Genomic DNA, 383 nt, shown 5'->3' with positions numbered 1-383 from the left:
TATCTTGGGTACCGCGCTTGGGGCTCGACTCGGAAAGCCCACCGTTAACGTCGGCGCCGCTTTCGATTTCACAGCCGGGACCGTGCGGGAGGCGCCTCGGATGCTCCAACACTCGGGGTTTGAGTGGTTGTATCGGCTGTTTGCAGAGCCGCGACGCCTTTGGCGGCGGTACCTTTTTGGGAACCTGAGGTTCTTGTCTGTGGCCGGAGCTGGCCACGCAAAGGGGGACCGACAGGAGGTCCGAGTTCGATGAGGGTGCTCATTATCAGTCAGCTTCCGCCGCCCGTTCACGGGTCGACTGTGATGACAGAAACACTCGTCGCGGCCCTCAACCACAACGAGCACGACGTGACGGTGCTGCAGCGACGCTTCAGTTCGACGGT

Annotated in this window: 1 protein-coding gene; it reads left to right on the top strand. The window is 61.6% G+C overall.

Translation table 11 applies throughout. From position 1 onward, the window contains the following. Nucleotides 1-4 precede the first annotated feature (4 nt). On the top strand, nucleotides 5-253 hold the full coding sequence (locus tag KVT44_RS55655; protein WP_254651242.1) for a WecB/TagA/CpsF family glycosyltransferase: 249 nt from the start codon (nucleotides 5-7) through the stop codon (nucleotides 251-253). The last annotated feature ends 130 nt before the right edge of the window (nucleotides 254-383 follow it).

This window comes from Streptomyces sp. GbtcB7 (assembly GCF_019091445.1).
Lineage (GTDB): Bacteria > Actinomycetota > Actinomycetes > Streptomycetales > Streptomycetaceae > Streptomyces > Streptomyces mirabilis.
This window is presented reverse-complemented; position numbering and strand designations above follow the sequence as displayed.